Source organism: Micromonospora sp. R77 (genome assembly GCF_022747945.1).
In the GTDB taxonomy this organism is placed as follows: domain Bacteria; phylum Actinomycetota; class Actinomycetes; order Mycobacteriales; family Micromonosporaceae; genus Micromonospora.
In genome coordinates, this window is the sequence record NZ_JALDST010000001.1 from 3977505 (window position 1) to 3996511 (window position 19007).

19 protein-coding genes, 14 tRNA genes and 1 pseudogene are annotated in these 19007 nt (G+C 69.4%); 26 read left to right on the plus strand and 8 right to left on the minus strand.

Annotated features, from left to right (window positions below):
- Positions 1-50 precede the first annotated feature (50 nt).
- From MRQ36_RS18640 to MRQ36_RS18650, 3 genes are all read left to right on the plus strand, one after another.
- Positions 51-260, plus strand: coding sequence for a hypothetical protein (locus tag MRQ36_RS18640; RefSeq protein ID WP_242797205.1), 210 nt, complete (start codon positions 51-53; stop codon positions 258-260).
- A 173-nt stretch (positions 261-433) separates the two neighbouring features.
- The gene (locus MRQ36_RS18645; protein WP_242797207.1) at positions 434-1573 is read left to right on the plus strand and encodes an FAD-binding oxidoreductase; all 1140 of its coding nucleotides are present in this window, start codon (positions 434-436) and stop codon (positions 1571-1573) included.
- Positions 1570-1830, plus strand: coding sequence for a DivIVA domain-containing protein (locus MRQ36_RS18650; protein ID WP_242797210.1), 261 nt, complete (start codon positions 1570-1572; stop codon positions 1828-1830). The genes MRQ36_RS18645 and MRQ36_RS18650 overlap by 4 nt, the downstream gene beginning before the upstream one ends.
- Positions 1831-1840: 10 nt before the next feature.
- On the opposite strand, the gene MRQ36_RS18655 is transcribed toward MRQ36_RS18650, so the two are convergent.
- The gene (locus MRQ36_RS18655) at positions 1841-2605 is read right to left on the minus strand and encodes an SDR family oxidoreductase (RefSeq protein ID WP_242797212.1); all 765 of its coding nucleotides are present in this window, start codon (positions 2603-2605) and stop codon (positions 1841-1843) included.
- Positions 2606-2705: 100 nt separating this feature from the next.
- On the opposite strand from MRQ36_RS18655, the pseudogene MRQ36_RS18660 reads away from it, so the two are divergent.
- Positions 2706-3393 (plus strand): annotated as a pseudogene (locus MRQ36_RS18660) (helix-turn-helix transcriptional regulator).
- 183 nt (positions 3394-3576) lie between these two features.
- A complete protein-coding gene (locus MRQ36_RS18665; RefSeq protein ID WP_242797214.1) occupies positions 3577-4134 on the plus strand; it encodes a class IV adenylate cyclase in 558 nt (185 codons plus the stop codon).
- On the opposite strand, the gene tmk is transcribed toward MRQ36_RS18665, so the two are convergent.
- The 4 genes from tmk to MRQ36_RS18685 all read right to left on the minus strand — a co-directional run bounded on the left by tmk (position 4092) and on the right by MRQ36_RS18685 (position 8189).
- On the minus strand, positions 4092-4751 hold the full coding sequence (gene tmk / locus MRQ36_RS18670; protein ID WP_242797216.1) for a dTMP kinase: 660 nt from the start codon (positions 4749-4751) through the stop codon (positions 4092-4094). The genes MRQ36_RS18665 and tmk overlap by 43 nt on opposite strands.
- On the minus strand, positions 4748-6262 hold the full coding sequence (locus tag MRQ36_RS18675) for a radical SAM protein (protein WP_374250405.1): 1515 nt from the start codon (positions 6260-6262) through the stop codon (positions 4748-4750). Before MRQ36_RS18675 ends, tmk begins: the two co-directional genes overlap by 4 nt.
- On the minus strand, positions 6195-6839 hold the full coding sequence (locus MRQ36_RS18680; protein ID WP_242797220.1) for a hypothetical protein: 645 nt from the start codon (positions 6837-6839) through the stop codon (positions 6195-6197). Before MRQ36_RS18680 ends, MRQ36_RS18675 begins: the two co-directional genes overlap by 68 nt.
- Before the next feature lie 402 nt (positions 6840-7241).
- Complete coding sequence (locus MRQ36_RS18685) at positions 7242-8189, minus strand: hypothetical protein (RefSeq protein WP_242797222.1); 948 nt, start codon at positions 8187-8189, stop codon at positions 7242-7244.
- A gap of 169 nt (positions 8190-8358) precedes the next feature.
- On the opposite strand from MRQ36_RS18685, the gene MRQ36_RS18690 reads away from it, so the two are divergent.
- Together MRQ36_RS18690 and MRQ36_RS18695 are read left to right on the plus strand one after the other, a co-directional pair.
- The gene (locus MRQ36_RS18690; RefSeq protein WP_242797224.1) at positions 8359-8757 is read left to right on the plus strand and encodes a hypothetical protein; all 399 of its coding nucleotides are present in this window, start codon (positions 8359-8361) and stop codon (positions 8755-8757) included.
- A gap of 35 nt (positions 8758-8792) precedes the next feature.
- Positions 8793-9302 (plus strand): S1 RNA-binding domain-containing protein, encoded by a 510-nt coding sequence (locus MRQ36_RS18695; protein WP_278187547.1) that lies wholly within the window; start codon positions 8793-8795, stop codon positions 9300-9302.
- A gap of 138 nt (positions 9303-9440) precedes the next feature.
- On the opposite strand, the gene MRQ36_RS18700 is transcribed toward MRQ36_RS18695, so the two are convergent.
- The gene (locus MRQ36_RS18700) at positions 9441-9911 is read right to left on the minus strand and encodes a macro domain-containing protein (RefSeq protein WP_242797227.1); all 471 of its coding nucleotides are present in this window, start codon (positions 9909-9911) and stop codon (positions 9441-9443) included.
- Between the two features lie 134 nt (positions 9912-10045).
- Between MRQ36_RS18700 and MRQ36_RS18705 the strand changes: the two genes are divergently transcribed.
- Together MRQ36_RS18705 and MRQ36_RS18710 are read left to right on the plus strand one after the other, a co-directional pair.
- Positions 10046-11365: an AAA family ATPase gene (locus MRQ36_RS18705; protein WP_242797228.1), complete on the plus strand. Its 1320-nt coding sequence runs from the start codon at positions 10046-10048 to the stop codon at positions 11363-11365.
- A 296-nt stretch (positions 11366-11661) separates the two neighbouring features.
- Entirely contained in the window at positions 11662-12684 is a 1023-nt protein-coding gene (locus tag MRQ36_RS18710) for an HNH endonuclease (protein ID WP_242797229.1), read from the plus strand.
- Between the two features lie 594 nt (positions 12685-13278).
- On the opposite strand, the gene MRQ36_RS18715 is transcribed toward MRQ36_RS18710, so the two are convergent.
- Both MRQ36_RS18715 and MRQ36_RS18720 read right to left on the minus strand, forming a co-directional pair.
- Complete coding sequence (locus MRQ36_RS18715) at positions 13279-13599, minus strand: GYD domain-containing protein (protein WP_242797230.1); 321 nt, start codon at positions 13597-13599, stop codon at positions 13279-13281.
- 78 nt (positions 13600-13677) lie between these two features.
- Entirely contained in the window at positions 13678-14565 is an 888-nt protein-coding gene (locus tag MRQ36_RS18720) for a cellulose binding domain-containing protein (RefSeq protein ID WP_242797231.1), read from the minus strand.
- Positions 14566-14760: 195 nt separating this feature from the next.
- On the opposite strand from MRQ36_RS18720, the gene MRQ36_RS33370 reads away from it, so the two are divergent.
- The 17 genes from MRQ36_RS33370 (at position 14761) to MRQ36_RS18800 (ending at position 19003) form a co-directional block, all read left to right on the plus strand.
- On the plus strand, positions 14761-14892 hold the full coding sequence (locus MRQ36_RS33370) for a hypothetical protein (RefSeq protein WP_278189084.1): 132 nt from the start codon (positions 14761-14763) through the stop codon (positions 14890-14892).
- A gap of 73 nt (positions 14893-14965) precedes the next feature.
- Positions 14966-15038: transfer RNA gene (locus tag MRQ36_RS18725), tRNA-Trp, on the plus strand.
- 110 nt (positions 15039-15148) lie between these two features.
- Positions 15149-15224 (plus strand) — tRNA-Pro (locus MRQ36_RS18730).
- A gap of 200 nt (positions 15225-15424) precedes the next feature.
- Positions 15425-15498: transfer RNA gene (locus MRQ36_RS18735), tRNA-Glu, on the plus strand.
- 112 nt (positions 15499-15610) lie between these two features.
- Positions 15611-17179 carry an ISL3 family transposase gene (locus tag MRQ36_RS18740; RefSeq protein WP_242792175.1) on the plus strand — a complete coding sequence of 523 codons (1569 nt, stop codon included), beginning with the start codon at positions 15611-15613 and terminating at the stop codon, positions 17177-17179.
- A gap of 74 nt (positions 17180-17253) precedes the next feature.
- A tRNA-Gly gene (locus tag MRQ36_RS18745) sits at positions 17254-17326 on the plus strand.
- A gap of 38 nt (positions 17327-17364) precedes the next feature.
- On the plus strand, positions 17365-17808 hold the full coding sequence (locus MRQ36_RS18750) for an HNH endonuclease (protein WP_242797233.1): 444 nt from the start codon (positions 17365-17367) through the stop codon (positions 17806-17808).
- Positions 17809-17844: 36 nt separating this feature from the next.
- Positions 17845-17917, plus strand: a tRNA-Gln gene (locus MRQ36_RS18755).
- A 6-nt stretch (positions 17918-17923) separates the two neighbouring features.
- A tRNA-Leu gene (locus tag MRQ36_RS18760) sits at positions 17924-18002 on the plus strand.
- Position 18003: 1 nt separating this feature from the next.
- Positions 18004-18080: transfer RNA gene (locus tag MRQ36_RS18765), tRNA-Thr, on the plus strand.
- Positions 18081-18160: 80 nt separating this feature from the next.
- Positions 18161-18232: transfer RNA gene (locus tag MRQ36_RS18770), tRNA-Met, on the plus strand.
- An 11-nt stretch (positions 18233-18243) separates the two neighbouring features.
- Positions 18244-18329: transfer RNA gene (locus tag MRQ36_RS18775), tRNA-Leu, on the plus strand.
- Positions 18330-18594: 265 nt separating this feature from the next.
- Positions 18595-18668: transfer RNA gene (locus tag MRQ36_RS18780), tRNA-Asp, on the plus strand.
- 14 nt (positions 18669-18682) lie between these two features.
- A tRNA-Ser gene (locus MRQ36_RS18785) sits at positions 18683-18772 on the plus strand.
- A gap of 1 nt (position 18773) precedes the next feature.
- Positions 18774-18851, plus strand: a tRNA-Ile gene (locus tag MRQ36_RS18790).
- A gap of 1 nt (position 18852) precedes the next feature.
- Positions 18853-18925: transfer RNA gene (locus tag MRQ36_RS18795), tRNA-Arg, on the plus strand.
- 5 nt (positions 18926-18930) lie between these two features.
- Positions 18931-19003, plus strand: a tRNA-OTHER gene (locus MRQ36_RS18800).
- Positions 19004-19007 lie beyond the last annotated feature (4 nt).

A 19007-nucleotide genomic window follows, 5' to 3' on the forward strand; every position in this document is an offset into this window, starting at 1 on the left:
GCCCGCCCCGGCGCCACTCCACCACCCTGGCATTCCGGAGGTGCCCACCCATGCCCGTCGTACTCGAAGACTTTCCCGTCCTCACCCCGGTCACCGACGAGGACCTGGCCCTCGCCGCCCGCGCGGTCCGCGTCCACGTGCCCGAGGCGTGGCCGCAGGGCCCGCTCTGCCGGAGTGAGCGGGTGCCGTTCCCGTGCCGGCTGGCCCGTTGGGCTCGCGCCACGCTCGAGGCGGCGGGCCTGACCGAGGAGCAGGTGTGAGCGCGAGGAACGCAGCGAAGCGGAGTCCCGCAGTCGCGAACGAAGGCGGGCTCCGGTGAGCGCGAGGAACGCAGCGAAGCGGAGTCCCGCAGTCGCGAACGAAGGCGGGCTCCGGTGAGCGCGAGGAACGCCGCGAAGCGGAGTCCCGCGGTCGCGAGCGAAGGCGGGCTCCGGTGAGCGGGGACCGTGAGTCGGCGGCCCGGTGGCTGAGTCTGGTCGCGGCCGACGCGCAGTTGTCCGCGTACCTGATCGGGGTGGACTGGGAGCGGCTGAAGGCGCAGGTGGCGCGTACCGGTGAGGTCCCGTGCCTGGGGTGGTCGGAGGCCGAGCAGCGGCGCGCGGAGAGTTACCTGCGGTGGGGTGGTTTCTGGGCGAAGGTGGAGGAGCGCTGCCCGGGGTTGCTGCCGGAGCGGGAGGCCCCGCTGGTCGAGGCGGCGCTGCGCCGGCTCGCCGCGACCGGCGACGGCCCGGAGCGGTCGGCGCTGCTGACCGTGCTGGGCCGCGCGCACCGCCACTACCGTCTGCGGCCGGACCACCAGGCGGTCATCGACCAGGTGTTGGGCCGCGCCACCAGATGGCGGGAGGTCGAGGAGGCCGCGGCGTGGGTGGGCGACGGCCCGGCCTGGTGGCCGGCCGAGGTGGTCGACCACGACCGGGTCGCCGGCGGCATCGCCGTCCTCACGGTACGTCCCTGGCGGCGGCTGCCGTTCCGGCCCGGTCAGGCGGTGCCGGTGTGCACGCCGCGCCGGCCCGGCCGGTGGCGGTGGCTCTGCCCGGCGAACGCGCCGCGCCCCGACGGCACCGTCGAGCTGCACGTCCGCGCGGTCCCCGCCGGGTCCGTCTCCACCACCCTGGTGCATGAGGTACGCCCCGGCGAGTTGCTGCACCTCGGCCCACCCACCGACACCGGCCTGCACCTGACCGGCGATGACCTGCTGCTGGTCGCCGGCGGCACCGGGCTGGCCCCGCTACGTGCCCTGGTGGAGCAGGTCGCCGCCGCCCCCGCCGGCCGCCGGGTGACGCTGGTCGTCGGCGTTCGCACCTTCGCCGACCTGTACGACCCGATCACCCTCGACAAGCTCCAGCACGCCCACGACTGGCTGACGATCGTGCCCGCGTTCTCCCACGACATCTTCGCCGAACCCGCCGAGCAGGGCGACGCCCTCACCATCGCCCTCCAGCATCACCGCCCCGACCAGCAGGTGTACGTCTGCGGGCCGCCCGCGATGCTGGCCGGTGCCCGGCTGCGGCTGCTCGCCGCCGGCATCCCCGCCGACCGCATCCACCTGCCCGACCGGATCCCCTGGCGATGACCGTCTACCGCAGCCGCAACGCCCTGACCGGCCCGCTCACCCCCGACCGGATCACCGAGCTGCAGCTGCCGGTGGCCCGGCGCGGCTACCGGGTGGAGGACGTGGATGCCCTGCTGCACCGGCTCACCTTCGAACTGGCCGAGCGGACCCGTCAGCTCGTCGACCAGCGCGCCGAGAACCGGCGGATCAACCGCGCGCTGCGGAGCTGGCAGAGCGAGCAGGCGCGGGCCCGGCACGCCGCAGCTCGTGCCGAGTGACGTCCCGCGCCTACCTGCCGTGCGGGTCGGCCTGGTTGAGCATCGCCACCACCTGGTCGTAGTCGCCGCGCGCCTCCCCGTACCGGAGGAACTTCACCCGCTCGACCTGGATCTCCCGCGCGTCGGGCTGCGACTCGATCAGCCCGACGACCTCCGCCACAAAGTCGTCCAGCGGCATCGCGAACTCGCTCTCCTCCTGCCCGGGCAGCAGTCCGGTACGCACCGCCGGCGGCACCAGCTCCACGACCCGTACGCCGGTGTCGGCGAGCTGGAGCCGCAGCGACTCGCTGAGCAGGTGGATCGCCGCCTTGGAGGCGTTGTAGCTGGGTGTGGCCTTCAGCGGGGCGAAGGCGAGCCCGGAGGAGACCGTCATGATCGTGGCGGCCGGCCGGGACCGCAGGTGCTCGACGAAGGCGGCGATCAGCCGGATCGGGCCGAGCACATTGGTCGTCACCACCGCCTCGGCGTCGGCGAGGAACGTCTCCGGCTGGTGCCAGTCCTCCACCCGCATGATCCCGGCCATGGCGACCAGCACGTTGAGATCCGGGTGCCGCGCCAGCACCTCCCCGGCCGCGGCCCTGATGCTCGCGGCGTCCGCCGTGTCGATCGTGACCGTGTCGAGGCCCGGGTGCGCGGCGGCGAGACTCTCCAGCAGCTCCGTACGCCGGCCACCGATGATCACCGTGTTGCCCCTGGCCCGCAGTTCGAGCGCGAGAGCGAGGCCGATCCCGCTCGTCGCGCCGGGAATGAAGATCGTGTTACCCGAGATGTCCATGCCCCGAGCCTGGCCGACCGTCCGGGACGCCGGCCAGGGACCGGTTGTCGGGGGATCGCCGATCCCTGGATGGTCCGCCGGGCCGGCGGATACTGGGCGGATGAACCGCGCCGCCCTCGCCGACTTCCTGCGCCGCCGCCGGGAGGCGTTGCAGCCGGCCGATGTCGGGCTGCCCCCGGGGGCGCGCCGCCGGGCACCCGGCCTGCGGCGGGAGGAGGTGGCCTCCCTCGCCGCCATGTCGACCGACTACTACACCCGCCTCGAACAGCGGCGCGGCCCGCAGCCCAGCCCGCAGCTGCTCGCCGCGCTCGCCCGCGCTGGCCGCGGCGCTGCTCGGCGACCGGTCCCACTTCACCGGCCTCGCCCGCAGCGAGATCTACCGCTGGTTCACCGACCCGGCCGAACGGCTGCGCTACCCGCAGGACGACCGCGAGCGGCAGAGCCGCGCCCAGGTCGCCAACCTGCGCGCCGCATACGCGTCGATGGGCCCGCAGTCCCGCGCCGGTGAGCTGCTGCGCGCCCTGCGCAGCCGCAGTCCCGAGTTCGACGAGCTGTGGCAGCGACACGAGGTCGCGCAGCGCTTCGCCGACCACAAGACGCTCCTGCACCCCGAACTCGGCCCCATCGAGGTCGACTGCCAGGTGCTCTTCACCGAGGACCAGTCCCAGGCCCTGCTGGTGCTCACCGCGCCACCGCGCAGCGAGGCGGAGGAGAAGCTGCGACTGCTCGTCGTACTCGGGCACGAACGCTTCCCCACCGACACGGCTGCCCCACCCGCCCTCGGCTGACCGGGCCGACCGTCACCACGCGCCCCCAGCCGGAAGGCAGACGTCGAGCGGGAGCCCGGCGGCAACCAAGAGGCGACGCCGAAAGGCTCGATGCGGCCGGTTCGCCGGAGTGGCATCCAGTGACGGGACCGATCGCTGTGTTTGGCTTGCCCGGTCCGACAGCCGTCACCGACCGGAGAAGCGATGACCGACAGCGCCCGGGAGATCGAAGTCAAGTACCGCGTCGAAGATCCGGAGTCGCTGCTCCACGAACTTCACGCCCGAGGCGCGACCTTCTCCGCGCCGGTACGCCAGGACGACCAGGCGTACGCGGCGAACGGCTGGAAGTACGGGCAGAGCAAGCTGGGGGCGACGTTCGCCCGGCTCCGGACGGAGGACGGCCGGCACGTCTTCTGCGTGAAGAAGCCGCTGGCCAACGAACTGGCCTGCCAGGAACACGAGACCGAGGTCCTGCGCCGCGACGAGATGCACGAGGCGATCCTCGCCATGGGCTTCTACCCGACGGTACGGATCGCGAAGACCCGCCGCACCGCCCGGCTCGGCCCGATGTTGCTCTGCCTTGACGAGGTGGACGGCCTGGGCGCGTTCTTCGAGATCGAGACGATGATCGGTGGTGACCGGCCGGCCGAACAGGTGCAGCAGGAGCTGGACCGGTTCGCCCGCTCGCTGGGCGTGGTGTTGCACCGCAGCACCGAAACCTACGACTCGCTTGTGCGATCCGCGCTCGCTGTCGGGGCCTGAATCCGGGCGGGCTCGGTATCCAGCGCGCGGACCTGGGCGAACAGCATGCGGGCCACCTCGTCCGGCTGCTGTTCGCCCACGTCGTGCCGGTGCACGACGAAACCGGCCCCGGCCAGTTCCTCGGCGACCTGCACGTACAGGTCCCGTTCCTCGGCGCCCGCTGCGGGGCCGCCACGATGGAAGCGACTGTGGATGCCGCGCTCGGCGGCCCTTGCCCGCGACCGGGTCGGGTCGCCGGTCAGGATGATGGTCAGATCCGGGCGGTCCACATACCGGTTGAGCGACCAGAGGTAGTCCGGATCCACCCCGTCGAGCCGCTGCAACACCAGCGACGTGGGCAGGTAGCGGTCACAGATGACCATCTTGCCGGCGGCGAGCGCCGGTCGGACCTCGGTCTCCAGGTGGTGGTACCGATCTGCGGTCACCAGGCACGCGAGGGTGAGACCCCGGTAGTCATCGGTGCCGTACCGAGCGGCACTACCGAGGGCGGTGTGGGTGGGCTCCTTCGTCGCGTGGACCGGCCTACCCGCGTCGGCGAGCAGCCGGGCCAGCAGCGCCGCGACGGTGGTCTTGCCGACCCCGCTCGGCCCGTCCACGACCACGAACCGGCCGCTCACGACCTCACCAACCGATCGTGCTGGGTACGCGCCAACTCCACGAGTCTGCGCCTGAGATAAGGCAGCTCGACCTCCCCGAATTGCAGGTTCACCGAAAAGTTGAACTCGTCGCGTCCCCGCATCGCCTCGTCCAGTCCGTCGTCGGTCAGATCGATCGCGCTGTAGTCGAGAAGCTGCTTCGGGTCGTAGCGACCGGTCGCGGTGAGTCGATGCCACTCAGGGGTGCCCGGGTAGGGACGGAACTCGAAGACGCTCGCCCGGAACGTGCCCGGAGCGTTGTCGGTGAGGTCCCACAGCTCGTGTACGTGCCGGACCGTGGCGTCCAGGTCGGCCCGGGTCTCGGTGGGCAGGCCGAGGATGAAGTAGCCCTTGACGTTGATCCCGACCCGGGTGAGGCGTTCCACCACCTGCCGGGTCAGCTCGGGTCGGATCCGCTTGCCGATGTGGTCGAGGACGCGTTCACTGCCCGACTCGATGCCCAGTGCCACCTCCCGGCAGCCGTTCTCGGCCAAGGTGTCCAGGAGCGTGTCGTCGACTCGGGCGAGGATGTTGATCCGGCCGGTCGCGTCCCAGACGTAGCGGCTGCCGATGGAGGCGCTGGTGAACGCTGCCATGCACCGGCGGATGAAGCGCTCGTAGCCGAGGAAGAGATCGTCGACGAAGCGGAAGGCCGTCACTCCGTAGCGGTGGTGCAGATCGTCCATCTCGGCAATGAGGTTGTCCGGCTCGCGCGTCCGGATGGTCACATCCGGGTTCGCGCTCACCGCGGCGCCGCAGAAGGAGCAGTCGTAGGGGCAGCCTCGGGCGCCCACCATGGCTGCCTCCAGCGGCCCTGCAGCGGGCTGGTAGGGGTCGGCGGCGAAGTACCGGCGATCGACGAACGGCATGGCGTTGATGTCCGGTGCAAGGTGACCGGCCGATCCCGGTACACCACCGGTCACCGGCGTACCCAACACCGGATCCCGCCACATGACGCCGGGCAGCAGCACGCGACGGTGGCCATCCTCGAGCAACTCGGCGACCCGACTCTCCGCCTCTCCCACCACCAAGGCCTCAAGTCGACTGAAGCGGGGATCGTCGAGGATCATCTGAGGCAGAGCCTTCGCCTGATGCCCGCCCGCCATCACCTGGATGCCAGGGACCAGCCCGGCCGCGATCCGCGCGCTCAGCTCATAGGTGGGCGCCAGGAGGTTGAAGCCCGCCCAGCGCGGCTCCGCGGCATTGACGATGCGCCGGATCTGCTCGACACCGAGCCCCAGCGACTCGCCGTCGAGCATCCCGACGTTGAACCCCCGCTCGGCCGCGTACGTCGCGATGTAGCCCATGCCGAGTACGGGCAGGGTGAAGTCGTTGACTCGTGGACGCAGCGTGTAGTCGCGCAGTGGGGCGTTGATCAGCAGCAGGTCCAGCGGGGCGTTCGGTCGTGCCCCGAGGATGCACGACTCAGACGGCTCCGGTGTGGTGGCATCCGAAGGCGAGGGTGAGCAGGGTGTAGGTGCCGAGCTGGTCACCGGTCACTCGCCGCCACGCGCGGGCGAAAGCGGGCTCGTCTGTTGGCCACGAACCCGTCGGGTCGGCACGTCGGGCCCAGGTGCGGACGGCCAGGTCACCGTAGGGGTAGAGCGTCCAGTCGTTGCTCCAGTCGGCGACAGCTGCGCCGGCGCTCCAGGGGCCGATGCCGGGAACCGTCTGGAGTTCCTTGACCAGGACCCGAGGATCGAGAGTGGCCCAGTTCGTTCCCTCTGCGAGGAAGGCTCGAGCAGCACGGCGCAATGGCTTGGCCTTGAAAGCCATGCCACTCTCAGTGAAGTCGGCATCGCTTAGAGTTAACACACGTTCGGCGGATGGGAAAGCGTGAATGTCTGTCCCGTCGGATAGTGCGACGCGCGGCCCGAAGCGATCGCTGAACTCGCGGTACAGCTTTCGCGCCTGCCCGGCCCGGATCACCTGACGGACGACCGCCGTCGCGAGCGCGTCCCACAAGCTGGGGTTCCGCACCCGCGCCACCGCCCCGAGGGCACCGAGGCAGGCGTTGAGCCTGCCGGCCGGTCCCTCGGAAACCTGCGGCGGCGCGAAGACGTCGATCACAGGTGCCAGCTGCTCATTCCGGCCGCCGCTCCAGGTCAACGTCCCGTCATGGGCTTGGAGCAACCATGTGTCCCCGTCCCCGGCAAGCGCCAGGCGTACGTGACGAGAGCCGGCGGATCGCCAGGCGGGATGGTCGGTCATGAGAAATTCGAAGCTCAAGCCGCCCCCTGAATGATCGATCCGGGCAATCCGCCGATTGTTCCACCCGCATCCGTCTCGCACCCGGCGACCCGCCCACCTCCGGTATGGACGCGGCGCGGTTCCCGCGCTGGCCTCGAACGTGGAGCGGAGCGGTCGCCATGACCGGGCCGTTCGCCGGGGCTCAGAGCATCGCTCTGCGGTCGGCCCTTGGACGCGCACGCCCCGGCCGCCGGGGAGTCACCCGGCGGCCGGTCGTCGGCGCTACTCCACGGCGGTGACCATGACGGTGGCCGTGTTGTCCAACGGGTCGGCGTCGGTCAGCTCCTCGAGCGGAAAGAACATCGCCCCCACCTGGAACGTAGCGAGGCCCCGCTCACCGGCCGGCGTCCCCGCGTCGGCGACCACGACCAGGTCGAAGCTGCGCTCCTCACCCGGCATGAACCGCTTGCCGGGCACATAGAGCCGGGTCTCGGTGCTGGCCGGACCGCTGTCCGGCTCAGTGGCCCAGACCCGCACGCCGGGCAACTTCAGCCCGTCGACCCAGAGCCGGTCGTGCGCCGCGTCGCCCGCCCAGCGGACCGTGATCGGCACCCGCCCCACCCAGCGGCCGTCCGCCGCCCGGGTGAGCGTGGCGTCGTGCGCCGTGATCGACGCCCTGATCTCGGTGTCCTGGACATAGGGGCGGGTCGGGCGAAGCTTCCCGGCCGTCGAGCGGAGCACCGTGCCGAAGCTGTCGCTGCCCGCCGGCTCCTCCTGCGCGGAGACCGTCGCCGTGACCGTGCCGGTGCCGGCCCGCATAGCGTACGGGCGGGTGGCGGTGAGCACCTCGAACGACAGCACGGCCTGCCGCCGCTCCCCGGGCCGCAGATAGAGCGGCGGGGCGCACTCATGAGTGCGCCGGCGGTCGACCAGGGTATCGAAGGTGACGCAGGGCGCGTCCGGCCCGGCGTCCCGGAAGGAACCAGCGACCGGCTCCAGGATCTCCAGGGCGAAACTGTCCGCGGTGCCGCCGAGGTTGGTGACGGTCACCGGCAGCGCGCCCCGGTAGCCCCGCTCGGTCGGCTCCAGGACCAGGCGGCCCGCCTGCACGTCCGCCCGCGCCCCGGTGGTGGCGGCAGCGGCCGGGCCGGCCGAGGCCACTCCGCCGGCCAGGGTCAGTCCCGCGCCCACCAGCACGGCTGTCAGTCTGCGGCCGATTCTCTTCTGCATGACGGTGTCCTCCCGTGTGCGTCGCGGCGGCGATCCGCCGCGTCACTCACCCAGACACGACCCGGGTGGCGCGGAGTTGCCGGTCCATTGCGGGGCGGTGCTGTCGCGAGTCGGACAACGCATACGAGCCGGGACACCGGATCATCACGTAGATCGGTAGCGTCGGGGCATGCCCGACACCACCCTCGAGGACCAGCTGGCCGGATTCAGCCCCGCCCTCCCGTACACCAGGGAGAACCTGGCCGACGCACCGAACACGCCGGGTGTGCATGTGGTGCTCGAACGCGGCGCGGTCATCTACGTCGGCCGTACCCGGCATCTGCGGGATCGGATGCGGCAACACCTGACCGGCAACCGGACGTCGTCGGTGCTGCACGACCAGGTCGGCACCCGGCTCGACAAGCGCGGGCCGGAGGCGACCGCCGACGACATCGCCGCCTGGCTCGGTGCCTGTGACATCCGCTGGCTGGAGACGGGTGACCTTGAGGCGACGAAGGACGCGCTGGTCGTGGCGTTGCAGCCGCGCTTCAACCGCCAGATACCCGGCCAATCGCGGGCGGCCAGGTAATCCGCTGCGAAGACTCGGTTGAAGGGGTTGGGCTTATGGGGCAGAGGGATGATGAGAGCGCGCGGCTGAGACTGGAAACGCTTGAGCGTGGTCAGGTTGCCATTGGCGTGGTCGTCGAGATCAAAGACTTCGGGGTCTTCGTAGACATCGGCGGTGTCATCGGCATGGTGAACTGCGCGGAGCTGACCTGGAAGCACTTCGATCACCCCACCAATGTTGTGGGCCTGGGGGACCGGCTTGCTGTGATGGTGCTTGACGCTGACCTCGACCGCGAGCAGGTGTCGCTGTCGCTCAAGGCATTGCAGCCCGACCTCATGGCCGAGTTCGCTCGGACGCGTCTCGGAGCAGTCCTGCGGGGTGAGGTGACCCGTATCGTGCCGTTCGGTGTCTTCGTTGCCGTGGGGGACGGCATCCACGGGCTGGTCCATGAGTCTGCCCTCGACCGCACCCCTGAGTTGGGTGACAAGTTGTCGGTGAAGGTCGTCGACATCAACCTTGTCCACCGGCGGGTCCGTCTTTTGCCGAGCGGGCACGAACCGTCTTGAGACGACAGGCGCCGATGTTGGGCCGTCTGCGGTGGGCGTGGGCGGCCGAGTGGCGGCGGGCGGATCGCCAGAGAGAAGCACCAGCTCAGGGAGCTTGCGGTACTCATGATCGCTGACGCCCTGTAAAGCCACCACAAGTCACGCCGGTGGGCTGCCTGCCAGGGGAGGGAACAACAGCACGCGGATATCGGGAAACTCGGCGAATGTCTGCTCGATGAGCGGCCCGACCTCGTCCCAGGCGAGGCCGCCGTTGCCGCATCCGAGCGCGGGCACCGCCACCGAGGAGATGCTCCTCTCCCGTACCACCCGGACAAGGTCCGTGAGACCGGCCCGGATGTCGGGCATCCGCGACGCGGATCTCCAATGCCCCTTCGTGGGAAAGTTGATCACATGGCGGCGGGGACCGAGCCGGGCGGAGTCGAAAACGTGCATCCGACCCAGCCGAACCTCGTTCGCTGCGCAGGCAGCCCGGTAGGCCGTGTAGTTCGCAGGGTAGGCGCGCTTGAACTCGAGCGCGATCCCCTTACCCATCACACCCACCGTGTTCACCGCATTGACCAACGCCTCGGCATCGGCCCTCAGTAGGTTGCCATGGCTGATGACGATCATTTCTGCACCCGCCTTCGTCGGCACCCGTAGTACCAGTCGGGTCTGACACAGACGTTCCCGCACCAGCGGTGGGACCTGCCCGGACCGGATCGGCTGTCAGTAGGCTGCCCAGTGCCGGCGAGGAGGGGAAAGCGATGCTCGGGCTCGAAGTGCCGCCCGCCGTCGAGGCGGAACGGGTCATCACGGCCGTCCTGGCCGACCTGCGCTCCGGCAACCACCGGGGCGTCGTGGTCGACTCCCCGCCCGGCGCCGGCAAGTCCACCCTCGTGGTCCGGGCCGCCGTCGAACTGGCCGCCGCCGGCGAACCGCTGATCATCGTCGCGCAGACCAACGAGCAGGTCGACGACCTGGTCGACCGGCTCGCCCGCAAGGCCCCCACGCTGACCATCGGCCGGCTCTCCGCCGCCGACTACCGCCCCTCCGACCGGGTCAAGGACCACGAGACGGTCCGGGTCGCCGCGAAGGTCACCGACCTCGGCGGTCCGGCCGTCATCATCGGTACGGCCGCCAAGTGGGCCACCGTCACCGAGGGCCGCTGGCCGTGGGCGATCGTCGACGAGGCGTACCAGATGCGCTCGGACGCCCTGCTGCGCGTGGCCGGCAGGTTCGAACGGGCCCTGTTCGTCGGTGACCCGGGACAGCTCGACCCGTTCTCCACCGTCGAGACCGTCCGCTGGACGGGCCTGACCTGGGATCCGATGCAGGCAGCGGTGGCGGTGCTGCTGCGCCACAACCCCGACCTGCCCGTACACCGGTTGCCGGTGTCGTGGCGGCTGCCCGCCACGGCCGCGCCCGTGGTCGCCGCGGCCTTCTACCCGTTCACCGGGTTCCGCGCCGGCACCGGGCTCGCCGACCGGGCACTGACCCTCACCGAGCCGGGCACCGGTGACCCGCTCGACGCCGCCGTCGACGTCGCCGCGCGCTCCGGCTGGGCGCTGCACGAGCTGCCCGCCCGGCACACCGTGCGTACCGATGGCGAGGCCGCCGCGGCCTGCGCGGAGCTGGCGCTGCGGGTGCTGCGGCGCGGCGCGGTCGCCTTCTCCGAGCAGGCCCCCGACGGCACGCCGGTCACCGCGGACCGGATCGCCGTCGGCGCCGCGCACCGCGACCAGGTCGCCGCCATCCGGGCCCGCCTCGGCGCGGCCGGCGGGGACATCACCGTCGACACCGCCAACCGGCTCCAGGGCCGGGAGTACGACGTGACGATCGTGCTGCACCCGCTCTCCGGCCGCCGCGACGCCACCGCGTTCCACCTGGAGTCGGGGCGGCTCTGCGTGCTCGCGTCCCGGCACCGGCACGCCTGCCTGGTGGTGGCCCGCGCGGGCATCCCGGAACTGCTGGACGCGCACCCGTCGACCGAGCGGGTGCACCTGGACGTGCCGGTGAAGTTCCCGGACGGCTGGGTCGCCAACCAGACGATGCTCGCCCACCTCGCTTCGCTTTCTGTTGGCTGAGGAACGTTTGTCGGTCTCAATGGGCTCCGATGACAAGTGTTTGGCCAGGTCAGGATAGCTATCCTCCTGATAAGACTGAGGGCGAGCGCGTGCTGAAGCGACTGATCCGGTAGCAGCAACGCGAGTTGGGCTGAGGCAGCGCTCTGTACAGGACGTCGCCACACTGGTATGCCATCAATATGCCTTCCCTCAACCCCTCAGTCTTGCCTGAATCTCATGTTCGCCTGCTCCGATGGTTTTCGGAAAGGGCGGGCACAATAGGAGGATATCCGCAACGGTTAGATGATGGTGCCTTCTTGGCCACAAAACCAAAGGGCATCTACAAGCCTGCTGGATGGTCTTACGCCTTGTCGGTACGAATCAACATCGACAGCCCTTATCGCGACGGTGAGATATTCCGTCGCGGCGATGGAACTTGGTGCTTTGCTTATCACCAAGAGAATGCTGACCCGAGGCGTCGGGACGAAGAGTATACGAATAAGGCGCTTATGGAGAACATTCAGCACGGGATGCCTGTGGGGGTGCTCAAGCAGTATGGTGATAGAAAGGCGAAGCCACCTCGATATGCGGTGCTGGGGCTGGCGGTGCCGGTTGCGTGGCATGAGGGCTATTTCTTCTTCGAGGGGCTGAGCGCTGAGGGCCTTTGGCGCATTGGCGATACGGTTTCTGACGTGCTGGTCTGCACTGCCGCCGAGGGCGCTCCGCTCTTGCAGAATGCTGAGCAGCCGCCTAATGACGACTACGACGCCCGACTTCGTGCAGTTCGTCAGATTGTGGCTCGCAGAGGGCAGGCTGGGTTCAGGAGCCGGCTGCTGAAGGCGTATCGGGGATGTTGCTCGGTAACCGGGGCCAATGCCGAGGCGGTTCTGGAAGCTGCTCATCTTCGACCCTATCGGGGTGAGGATTCGAACGTCCTATCAAATGGTCTCTTGCTAAGGTCAGATGTGCATACATTGTTGGACCTCCGGTTGCTTGCGGTGGAGCCAGTTAACCGGCGTGTCAGGTTATCGAGACGTCTCGGCGGTACGATCTACTCCGGGTTGGAGGGAGCTCGGCTCGCTGAGCCCGTCGTGCCGGAGCAGCGTCCCGCGTTAGAGGTCCTGGAGGATGTTTGGCGTCAGTTTCAAGAGGTTGAGGATCAGCCGATCTCGAAGTTGCTGGCTCGACCTGGACGTGATCCTCTAAAATTTGACAAACCCGAGCCGTCTCCAGCCTCCTCCGAATCGGCTGACCTGGTCAGTTACGACCTCTGCTGGTTGGTAGACGGTCCCTCAGTATCGGCATCCGACGAGTGGATTTTGAGCGGCAAAAATAGGTGAAATCGATCGAGTGGAAACGATCAAATCAGCCGGTTCTCAGACTGGCGAAGGTCGGGACAGGTGGCCCCTTGCTGCTAGACCGACGGCGACGATCGGCAGCGCCTCAACGAGCCGATCCAGCTAGGTGTTGTTTCGTGAAGCTGATCCATAACCCTGGTTTGATCGATGATCTTGCGATAGGTCGTGGTGAGCTGATCGAATGAGCAACCAGCGGTGTGGTCGCGCCGGCTGCTGGTCAAATGGGGGCAGATGGTGAGTGCGCACGAATGCCCGTGGCAGGACCTGCCGACTGTCCGCGCCTTCAAGCAGGCGGAGTCCGGCCGGCTAACCATCGCCTCGCCGAGGTGTCAGCTCCTCCTCGCAGGGATGACTGAGGGCCGCGGTACCGGCACGTCCAGTTCACCGCACCGCAGGGACAGGCCGACTTTCGCCGCCGGCTGATGGGTGCGTACGACGGCAAATGCACGATCGGCGGTTGTCACGTGCCGGCGGTGCTCCAAGCGGCCCATCATCGATTGCTACGACGGGCTGTCCCCGCGAGCGGTGGGAAGTCGAGTGGCTAACCGGCGGCGCTGCGCGGTGGCGCGGGTCGGGTCAGTCGCCCGGGGGTGTGTAGGCGGTCCGTTCCCGGGTGGCGGCGTCCACCTCGGCGGGGCTCAGCAGCGGGGTGACCTGCACCCGCAAGCCACCGGCCGCGCCGATGGCGATGGCCAGGGCGGCGGCCGTGCGGTGGTCGGGCAGGTCGCACACCACGTATGTGTCCTCCTCGGCGAAGGCGAAGTAGATCGACTCCACCCGGCCGCCGGCGTCCTCGACGAGGGCACGGACCACGTCGGCGCGCTTCGTGCCGCCGTCGCGGACCAGCCCACCGAGCCCGTCGACCGTGTAGGTCGACTTCAGCAGGAATGCGGCCATCTCACCCGGTCCCCTCTTTCGCCCCCTTGCTCGTGGCTGCGCATACCCGCTGGTGGCGGGGCTAGGCCCGGTGCCTTGTCAGGACCACTGGTCGCCGTACTCGCGGACGCCGTCGACGTCGAGAGTGACGTGGTCGTTCTCCGTCCACGCGCCGGTGGCGGCCCGCCAGCTCGGGTCGTCGCGCTCGTCGATCGGCACCCAGTTGCTCTTGTGCAGGCGCAGCTGGATCGGGCCGGAGCCGGCACCGGGGGCGAGAGTGCCGGTGGTGAAGGTGAGTTCCAGCCAGCCGGGAACCGGGGTGCCGGGGATCGGGTAGACCGTCGGCGTGGGACCCGGGTTCGGCCCGGGCGGCGGCGCGGGGACCGGGAAGAACTGAAGGGTACGCCGGATGCTGCCGCAGCCCAGCGCCGCCCAGTCGCACTCGGCGACCAGCGACGGACTGCCGTCCTCGAGGCGTACGTGGTAGCGGACCCGGACGGTGGTCAGATCCAGGGGCGCGGTGCCGGTGTTGGTGACCCGCAGGACGAACCGGGCCTGGTTGTCGGTGGGGGACCAGTCCTGGTTGAGATAGTCGACCTTCGCCCTCCCGTACGCGGTGCGGACCGTGGCGACCGGGGAGTGCTCGGACCAGCCGCTGTTGCCGTACGCCTGCACGGCGATGCGGTAGGTGGTGCCCGGACCGAGGCCGGTCAGGGTGACGCCGGGGCGGTCGCTGCTGCCCAGGCCGCGGTAGGTGTAGGGGCCGGTCGGCGACCCCAGGTCGTAGGTGATCGGGTCCTGGACGCCCCCGTCACGCCAGGCGGACGGGGTCCAGTAGAGCACCAGCTCGTGCGGCTCGTTGCTGACCACCACGGGTGCGCCGGGGGTGGTCAGGGCCGGGCCGTCGTCGGCGCGGGCCACGCCGACGACGGCCAGGCTCAGCAGGACGGTGGCGACGGTGCTCAGGGTGACACGTCGGGCACGCATGGCGCTGATGGTAGGGATGCGCAGTCACCCGTATCAATCACTCGTCCACGCCTCGGGACCTACTGGTTGCGGCGGCTGAACGGTGCACGCCTCAACGAGGTACGCGAGTGCGGCTCCCGAATATCCATTGCCAAGCGTGGACATCGGCCCTACCTTGAAATGGCAAGGTCAACCGGACCAAACCAAGGAGTTCCCGTGTTGCAGTACGCCTACACCGAATCCACGCGGTGCACGCCGCGCGGCGGTGTCGTGCTGCCCTCGATCGGGCGAGCCCACGACCTCTGCGCGAGCGAGCAGAACTGGAAGCCGGGGTGGCGGCGCGAATAGCGCCAGCGAAAGCTGCGAAGCCGCCCACCCCGCCAGGGACAGGGCGGCTTTTTCGTTACCCGAACAACTTCACAGGGGCGTAGCTCAACTGGTAGAGCATCGGCCTCCAAAACCGAAGGTTGCAGGTTCGAGTCCTGCCGCCCCTGCTTTTCGTCCCGACTGCGGTCGGCGGCGTAGTTGATTCTCAACTCCACAGTGGATGGCATAGCAAGACCCCCGGCCGGCGCCCGTACGGGCCGGCCGGGGGGCAACACCTCCGGGACGAGGGAGACGGCTGACCCGCTCGCTTTGGGAGCGAGAGACACGGGGTTCGACACCCCGGTCCCGGACCACGGGGTGGTAGCTCAACTGGCAGAGCAGCGGTCCGGCAGGCCGCAGGTTAGGGGTTCGAGTCCCCTCTTCTCCACGTACCGATGCCCTCCTGGTGTAACCGGTAGCGCACGGGAGTGAAGACCCCGAGGACTCGGTTCGGGTCCGGGGGAGGGCACGTTGGCGGGTTCGTGGACGCGACCACCATCCCCGCCGGCTCCATGGGCCGTTGGAGTAAGCTGGCAGCTCACCTGGTTCTCAGCCAGGAGGTTACGGGTTCGAGCCCCGTACGGCCTACGTACGAAATGCCATGCGGTCGTGGTGAACTCGGTGTCGGCTCCGCCTGAAAACTGGCTCTGGCACACATTTTGTGAGTCGCGCTCGTCGGTAGTTCGGGTTGGGTGCCGGGATGGAGATCATTCCGGCGTTGCTGCCGCACCTGACGGGCCTGCGGTTGGACGCGGTGGTGGTCCGGGGTGTCGGGGTCAGGATCGATGCGGCGACACAGACTGTGCGGGCGCGGTGTGGCACCTGCAGCACCTGGTCGACCACTGTGCATGGCCGCTATGTGCGGAGGCTGGCGGATGTCAGGTTGGGTGGTCACGAGGTGCTGGTCGCGTTGACGGTCCGCCGATTCACCTGCGTGAACGGCGAATGCGGGCGGCGGACGTTCGTTGAGCAGGTGCCCGGGCTGACTCGTCGGCATGCCCGTCACACCGTCGTGGCGGCCGGTGACCTGGAGGCCGTCGCGGTGGCGTTGGGCGGTCGCCCGGGCAGCAGGCTGGCGCATCGGTTGGCGGTGTCGGTCTCCCGGTCAACGTTGATCCGGATGATCCGCCGGATGCCCGACCCGCCGCCGGTGACACCGACGGTGCTGGGCGTGGACGACTTCGCCCGCCGTCGTGGGCACCGCTATGCGACCGTGCTGCTCGACATGCACACCCGCCGACCGATCGACGTCCTGCCCGACCGCACCGCCGACACCCTCGCCGCCTGGCTGCACGAACATCCCGGTGTTCAGATCATCTGCCGCGATCGAGGCGGCAGCTACGCAGACGGCGCCCGCAAGGGAGCACCTGATGCGATCCAGGTCGCCGACCGGTGGCACCTGCTAAAGAACCTCAGCGACACCGTCGAGAAAGTCATCCGCGGGCACCGCCGATGCCTACGCACCCACACCGAACCAACATCTGCCCTGGCCGCGCCGGCCGACGAGCCGGGCGAGACGGGGCGTCGGGCGGCGAACACGCGCCAACGCCACGCGGCCGTGCACGCTCTGCGAGCCGAGGGGCTGTCGATCAGCGCGACCGCCCGCCGCCTCGACATGAACGTCAGAACCGCCCGCAAGTACGCCCACGCCTCCACCGCCGAGGCGTTGATCGGCCCGAACGCCAGCAGCAGACCCAGCGTCCTCGCCCCGTTCCACTCCTACCTGCAGCAACGCCTCACCGACGGCGTCCATCAGACCGCTGACCTGCACGCCGAGATCCTGGCCCGCGGCTACCACGGCAGCCTGCGGGTGCTGCGCGACTGGCTCACCATCAACCGCAACCGACCCGCCCCTGCGACCGCAGTCCGGGTGCCGTCGGCCCGGCGGATCACCGCCTGGATCATGCGACCCGGCCACAAACTCACCGACGACGAACACGCCGCTCTCGCCGACGCCCGCCGCCGCTGCCCGGACCTCGACACCGTCGCCGACCTCGCCCGCGGGTTTGCCGCCCTGGTCCGCCACCAAGGCACCGGGCAGCACCTCGACGCTTGGATCAACCGCGCCCGCCGCGCCGGATACCCCGAGATCCGCGGCTTCGCCGCCGGTCTTGTCAGCGACCGCGACGCCGTCGTCGCCGGCCTCGCCCAGCCATGGAGTTCAGGTCCGGTCGAGGGCCAGGTCAACCGCATCAAGACGATCAAGCGACAGATGTATGGCCGGGCGAACCTCGACCTCCTCCGCAAACGCGTCCTGACCAACTCGTGAGCCGCCATCAAGATCAATCACAGAATCTGCGCCAGAGCCCCGTTTGAGGCGGCGTTGACAGTCGGTGGCTCCACGCGGTTGTAGCGCAGCTGGTAGCGCATCACCTTGCCAAGGTGAGGGTCACGGGTTCGAATCCCGTCAACCGCTCTCAACGATCACCGGCCACAGTCAGAAGGGAGGGCCCGGTGGACGCCGTTCTCGTCCTCAACGCCGACCTGGGACCGCTGCACCGGGTCCCGATCAAACACGCGATCCGGATGCTCATGCGCCAGGTCGCCGAGATTCACGAGGCCGAGCCGGACCGGCACCTCGGCATCTTCCCGATGCCCCGCGTGCTGCGGCTCGTCCGGTACGTCGTCACCCGGTGGCGCTACACCCACGGACCCGCCTGGTCCAAGGGCGGCGTGCTGCGCCGCGACGGCCACCGGTGCGGCTACTGCCTCGGCCCGGCCACCACCGTCGACCACATCCTGCCCCGCTCGCGCGGCGGCCGGAACACCTACCAGAACACCATCAGCGCGTGCTACTCGTGCAACCAGCGCAAGGCCGACCGGACGCCCGCCGAGGCGGGCATGGAGCTGCTGCTCCAGCCGACCGTCCCCACCTGGTCCGGCACGCTGCAGCGCTGACCCCGGCCGGCGAGACCGCGGCTCGCCGGCCACCATTCCGAGATGGTGCAACTGGCAGCACGTCCGCCTCTGGAGCGGAAGGTTGGAGGTTCGAGCCCTCCTCTCGGAGCGCAATGCCCTCGTAGTCCAACTGGCAGGAGACGCGGTCGTGAGGCGGCCGACAGTGGCGGGTTCGAATCCCTCCGAGGGCACCACGCCGACGTAGCTCAGCAGGCCAGAGCGTCCGCCTTGTAAGCGAAGAGTCACCGGTTCGAGCCCGGTCGTCGGCTCCAGGTCAGCGCAGCACGACAGGCGGTGCGCGCCCCTCGTAAGGGCGAGGTAGGCGGTTCGAGGCCGCCCGCTGGCTCTCCTTGCCGATGTAGCTCAGGTGGCAGAGCGGCCGGCTCATAACCGGCAGGCCCCGGTTCGACGCCGGGCATCGGCACGCAACATCACGCGCTCGTGGTGGAACTATCAGGTAGACACGTCGGCCTCAGGAGCCGATGCCGAAAGGCATGGGGGTTCGATTCCCCCCGAGCGCACGCGAGGTCGAAGGCGGAGCGGAGCCGCCGCCCCGGGGCACCCGGGGAGAAGTCGGTTCGACTCCGGCCGGCCGAGCCATGGGGTTGTAGCTCAGGTGGTAGAGCCTGCTGTCGCAATGCAGAGGTCAGGGGTTCGACTCCCCTCTTCTCCACTGCCCAGTCCGGCTAGCTCGTGGCCGCAGGGCCGCTGATGCGCGACAGGCGGTCCGAATGCGAGATCGAGCCCCTGCGGGGAAGCCGAGCCGGCTGGGAGGTCGCGCGCCAAGGTGTCGTAGCTCAATTGGCCAGAGCACCGCCCTGTCGAGGCGGGGGTTGCGGGTTCGAGTCCCGTCGGCGCCGCGCAGCAAGATCATGGAGAGGTGGCCGAGTCCGGTCGATGGCAGCGCGTTGCTAGCGCGTAGCGGGTAACACCGCCGGGGGTTCGAATCCCTCCCTCTCCGCCATGTCGTCGTGGCCAAGTTGGTGAAGGCACTGCGCTGATAGCGCAGAGATGCGGTGGTTCGAGACCACCCCACGACACCATGCCCCCGTAGCTCAGTGGATAGAGCACGAGATTACGGATCTCGGTGTCGCTGGTTCGATTCCAGTCGGGGGCTCTCATCGGGATATGGCCCAGCTTGGTAGGGCGCGCGTCTGGGGGCGCGAGGTCGCCGGTTCAAATCCGGCTATCCCGACTCA